Annotated in this window: 4 protein-coding genes and 1 riboswitch; all 4 genes read left to right on the plus strand. The window is 55.3% G+C overall.

What is annotated here, in order from left to right:
- Positions 1 to 289 precede the first annotated feature (289 nt).
- A riboswitch (cobalamin riboswitch) is annotated at positions 290 to 442 on the plus strand.
- Positions 443 to 479: 37 nt separating this feature from the next.
- The 4 genes from NW838_RS08780 (at position 480) to NW838_RS08795 (ending at position 4512) form a co-directional block, all read left to right on the plus strand.
- Positions 480 to 2450 carry a TonB-dependent receptor plug domain-containing protein gene (locus NW838_RS08780; RefSeq protein WP_414427870.1) on the plus strand — a complete coding sequence of 657 codons (1971 nt, stop codon included), beginning with the start codon at positions 480 to 482 and terminating at the stop codon, positions 2448 to 2450.
- 128 nt (positions 2451 to 2578) lie between these two features.
- On the plus strand, positions 2579 to 2986 hold the full coding sequence (locus NW838_RS08785; protein ID WP_414358364.1) for a DUF1636 domain-containing protein: 408 nt from the start codon (positions 2579 to 2581) through the stop codon (positions 2984 to 2986).
- An 11-nt stretch (positions 2987 to 2997) separates the two neighbouring features.
- A complete protein-coding gene (locus NW838_RS08790; RefSeq protein WP_011432955.1) occupies positions 2998 to 3867 on the plus strand; it encodes a (2Fe-2S) ferredoxin domain-containing protein in 870 nt (289 codons plus the stop codon).
- Positions 3868 to 4104: 237 nt separating this feature from the next.
- Positions 4105 to 4512: a hypothetical protein gene (locus NW838_RS08795; RefSeq protein ID WP_414351961.1), complete on the plus strand. Its 408-nt coding sequence runs from the start codon at positions 4105 to 4107 to the stop codon at positions 4510 to 4512.
- The last annotated feature ends 201 nt before the right edge of the window (positions 4513 to 4713 follow it).

A 4713-nucleotide genomic window follows, 5' to 3' on the forward strand; every position in this document is an offset into this window, starting at 1 on the left:
ATACATTATTTTCAGTATAGTTGAGCTTATTATTGACTAGAGTCATGCTCTGTTCTCTAAAAGGCTAAGGGATCCCTGGGCCTCGCGATCTGGAGTAGCAGCGGGCTATCCTTCAACTGCTTACAAAGCAGTGAAGAAATCTGGCCTAAATGGGATGTGGCCCATCCAAAGCCCTGGGATTGCCGTTGGGATCCCGTTCACCCCTGGGGATGACATCCCCCCTGGCAGGATAGGAACTCCAGAGCAGGGGATGTATGATGCCTAGCACGGCTTTTTCGGAGCAATCGCAGAGAAAGCTGTACCGACAGGTTGTCCTGGGGATCAGCCAGGGCATGTAAAGGGGAAAGTCCGGTGCAAATCCGGCGCTGTGCCGCAACTGTGATGGGCTTGGGCTAGACCCATGCCCTCAGTCAGGATGCCCGCCTGCGGTTTTGGCTCGCATTTCTTCCGCGTCGCACGGAATCAGGAGCTTTAGGAAAATGAATCCCATTCTAGGTCTCAGCCTGGCGCTGGGGGGTCTTGTTTTGGGGATCCCAGCGTGGGCGCAGCCGGCAGCTTCCCCGCCCTCAGCTCAAGAGGTTTTGGAAACCGGCGTTAGCGCCGAGATTTTAAATCAACCCGTCACCACGCCTTTTCGTCGCCCCGGCTTGCTGCGGGATTCTTCCCGCCCGGTTTACGTCGTTACCCGCCAGCAAATTCGAGAGCAAGGGGCAAGAACCGTTCAGGAGGCCCTGCGCTACCTGCCCGGGATCCTCAGCGACGGCACGGCAGGAACCCAGTTGGGAGCCCTTAGCTCCCAGTTTATGCGGGGAGGACGAACGGCCCAGGTGTTGGTGCTCTTGGATGGCCGCCCCATTAACGACCTGGGCTTTTTTGGCGGGTTCGATCTGTCTCAGATCACTACAGATGTGGTCGAGCGTATTGAGATCTCTCCAGGTGGGGGCTCCACCTTATACGGCTCCGATGCCGTTGGCGGGGTCATCAACATCGTGACGCTGGATCCAAAGCCGGGATCCGAGACCGTGCTGGAAGCGGCTATCGGCAGCTACGGCCTCAACGAGCAAGGGATCCAGAACCGCGGCCAGGTGCAGGATCTGGGCTGGGTGGTCAGCTATCGCCGTCTGCAGAGCAACAACGACTTTCCTTTTGAAATTAGGCGTTTGGGCAGAGCCGGCAGGCGGGAAAACTCGGCGGTGGAGTACCACAACCTACAAGCCAAGCTCACCTGGCAATTGGCAGAAGGCCAAGTCCTAACCGGAAATGCCCTTTATCTCAACAAAGCGTTTCAGGTGCCTGGCAGCACCGAGTTTCCCTCCCCCGATGCAGGGCAAAACACCAACGACCTGCTGTTAGATCTCAGTTGGCTGTGGGATCAAGAGAGGGGATCCCTGCAAGCTAGGGTATTTTTTGACGACCTCAACTATCGCTTCAGCGCCCCACAAAGCCAGGGATCCCGGGATGAGATCCTGCGAACGGGGTGGGGATCCCAACTGCAATACACCTGGAAGGCTGCTGAAAACCTGGAGCTTACTCTAGGAGCGGATTACCGATCCATTTCAGCTCGCAACACCACCTTCTCCTTTGCCAGGGGATCCACCAATGTCAACTACGACAATACCGTGAACCAAGGGGCCCTCTTTGCCCGCCTGGATTACAAGCCACAGCCCAACTTTTATCTCAACTTAGGTGTTCGCCAAGATTCGAGCAATCTGGTCAACGGTTCGGCCACCTCTCCTGCCGCAGGGATCCGCTGGGTTTTGGCAGAAGGCACCACCCTGAGGGCCAATTATGCCGGCAGCTTTCGCACTCCCTTGATCTCAAACCTGTTCTTTCGGCTGCGCGGCTTTTTTGAAGTCGACGGCAACCCCAATTTGCGCCCGGAGCGGGGAGAGAGTTTTGACATTGGCCTGGATCAGGCTCTGGGAGATTTTGGCCTGCTGCGCTTGACCTTTGCCCATAACCGCATCCGCGATGGCATCACCTTTGTCAGCACTGGCCCGCGCAGGGGAACCTACGAAAACATTGAGCTCGTGGAATACACGGGCTTGGAAGCAGCCCTGGATTTGCGATTGGGGGAAAACTGGACTCTTTTTGCCAACTACACCCTGAACGATCCCATCATCCGCTCGGCGCTGGATCCCAAAGCGGTTGGCAAACAGCTAGCCTTCGTGGGAGCAGACAGCTTCAACCTGGGCCTGAGCTACCGCGATGCAGAGGATCGGTATGCCTCAGTTTTCCTGCATCACATTGGCACTTTCTTTACCAACAACGCCAATACCCAATCTCTGCCCGGCTACACCAACCTGGCTCTGCGGGGAGGGATCCCAGTAGCAGAAAATCTCGCTCTCGAGGTGGGAGTCGATAACCTGCTGGATGAGCAATATGAGGTTTTCCCCGGCTACCCAGGAGTGGGTCGCACCGTTCGGCTTAATTTAAGGGGCCAATTTTAGAGCGACTTGAGGCTGACTTTTAGCTGTCTAACTCACTGCTGAATCCTTGGCCAAGACATTGAGATCGTCTTTGCCTCTTCTCACACCCTTTGCTTGGACAGAAACCTATGACTATATCAAGGAGCACCATGTCTCGATCAACTTCCCAGTTGCCCATCCAAGCTGGCAGCGCTGCCCAGCAACCCAGCGGTCATTATCTCTGGGTTTGCATCACCTGCGGATCTCGGTGGGTTAACGGCCAAAAAGAAGGGATTAGCAAGGGAGAAATGCTGCTGTCTGCCCTGCAATCTCAAACCCTCAATCCTCAACTGACCCTGAAGCCGGTTGCCTGTATGAGCGGCTGCAGCCATGCTTGCGTTGTTGCGTTGGCAGCACCTCAAAAGATGACCTATGTTTTTGGAGATCTCGATCCAAAAGATGTGGAGCTGATTCTGCAGACAGCAGAGCTCTACCTCACCAAGCCAGATGGGATCCTACCCTGGGCCGAGCGCCCTCTCAAAAAAGGGGTGATTGCTCGTATTCCACCACTGCACTGAGGAGCTTTCTCATGGCCACTTTTACCCCCTGGATAACCCCCCTCCATCAAGCTTGGCAGGAAGTTTCTCTGACGGGTTGGACAACCCTTTATGAAGGGATCCCTGCCCACATCGACTGCTTGGGGCCGTTGCTCTACGAGCTGTTTCAAGAGCACTGGGCCGAGATCCAGGTGGGCCATGTGGCGGAAGGCGGGGTGCTGGAGCTGGCTTTCAAGAAACCTCCAGCTTTGTGCGTGCTCTACGATGGCTATCTAACCGTTGCCACCGAAACTTGGCACCTGCATTTGTGCCTGGAGGAGCACCAAGGCGGCCCCCATCGCAAGACCCCACCCGAGCTGCGCCGCAAAAGATTGGTTAGCCGTGCTGCTCTCTACCGGCGCCTCAATCCCCAAGGTCAGCCCCGCATGTGGGGAATCCAATTCTGGAATGGAGCAGAAGAACCTTTGCTACAGATTTTCCTGCCCAGCCCCTTTTTGGGGCCAGAGGAAGACTACCTGCCGGAAGGCAAAGCTGACTACCAAAAGCTTTCTCTTTACGAGCGCATCCGCGCCATCTATGTGCAGGGGAAAGAGCGGATCCCCTATGAGGATAACCCTCTTAAACGTCCCTACCTTGCCGTCTGTCGTTCCAGCCGTTGTTATCCTTCCCGCAACTACCAACCGGTTGTGGAAGCTCTGGAATCGGCTCTTCGAGAAGCCAACCTAGACGTACAGGTTATCACCTCAGGCTGCTTGGAAGTTTGCCAACAGGGGCCCGTGGTTTTTTACTCTGGGGATCGCACCTGGTACAAGCGGGTTACTCCCCAAGTAGCTCGGCAAATTGTTTTTGAGCATTTGCTTAATAGCTGTCCTCTGAAAGACCACCTTTTTCCAGGAGATTAAAGCATGATTGGCCTGCAATCGAGTGCTCAACCTATCCCCAGATCTTGCCGCTTGATCTCAGCCCCACTTTGGATACAAGCTGCTCAAGATTTGGCCCAAGGCTGGTTCTGGCCCAGCTTGTTTACCACCGTCGGCTGTCTCAGCAATATTGCTTATACATGTACCCTTCCTTTTGTAACTGTTGGTATTGTTGCAGGCACAACTTTAACCCGCCAAAGGGCAATCATTAGTGCTTTGATGATTTGGCTGGCCAACCAAATCTTTGGCTACACCTGGCACAACTATCCCCGCACTCCCGATTCGTTTGCCTGGGGGTTGGTGCTGGGGATCGGCACGGTGGGGATTGCTCTTGCTGGCGGTTACCGACCTCTGTTTTCTCAGTCCAAGCCGCTTCGGCCAAGGCAACTGCTGCTGAACTATCTCTGGATCCCGGCCATGCTCATCTTGGGGTTTCTGGCTTTTGAAGGGCTGATTTTGGCAGCCGGCCTGGTTTTGGGGGGAACGGAGGGCCTGACCCTGCCCATTCTGGGCAAAATCTGGCTGCACAACTGGCTGTGGACAGGACTTTGGATTGGGATCCACACCCTGCTGGTGTGGGACAGAGGACGTCGCCGGGTGTGGCTGGGAGAGGAGAAACTGCGGTGAGCTGCTCCCGTACAAGCTCTTCCCATCCCGTCAGCGGTGCGGAGCACTTTTGCAGTGATCTAGAACATCCCCAAGAGGGATCCAGGCCAAAATAGGGGCGACCTATGTGGGAGGGGATCCCTTTGCAACTCAGTCGCGTTAACAGTGAGCATGACTCTAGTCAATGATACGCTGGACTATACTGAAAATAATGTACAGTAT

The sequence above is a fragment of the Synechococcus sp. R55.2 genome, from assembly GCF_047462075.1.
Classification (GTDB): Bacteria; Cyanobacteriota; Cyanobacteriia; order Thermostichales; family Thermostichaceae; genus Thermostichus.

What these genes read in the sequence shown, in the direction of transcription:
- NW838_RS08795 (WP_414351961.1), top strand. Translation starts at nt 4,105, where the DNA reads ATGATTTGGCTGGCCAACCAAATCTTTGGCTACACCTGGCACAACTAT.
- NW838_RS08785 (WP_414358364.1), top strand. Translation starts at nt 2,579, where the DNA reads ATGTCTCGATCAACTTCCCAGTTGCCCATCCAAGCTGGCAGCGCTGCC.
- NW838_RS08790 (WP_011432955.1), top strand. Translation starts at nt 2,998, where the DNA reads ATGGCCACTTTTACCCCCTGGATAACCCCCCTCCATCAAGCTTGGCAG.
- NW838_RS08780 (WP_414427870.1), top strand. Translation starts at nt 480, where the DNA reads ATGAATCCCATTCTAGGTCTCAGCCTGGCGCTGGGGGGTCTTGTTTTG.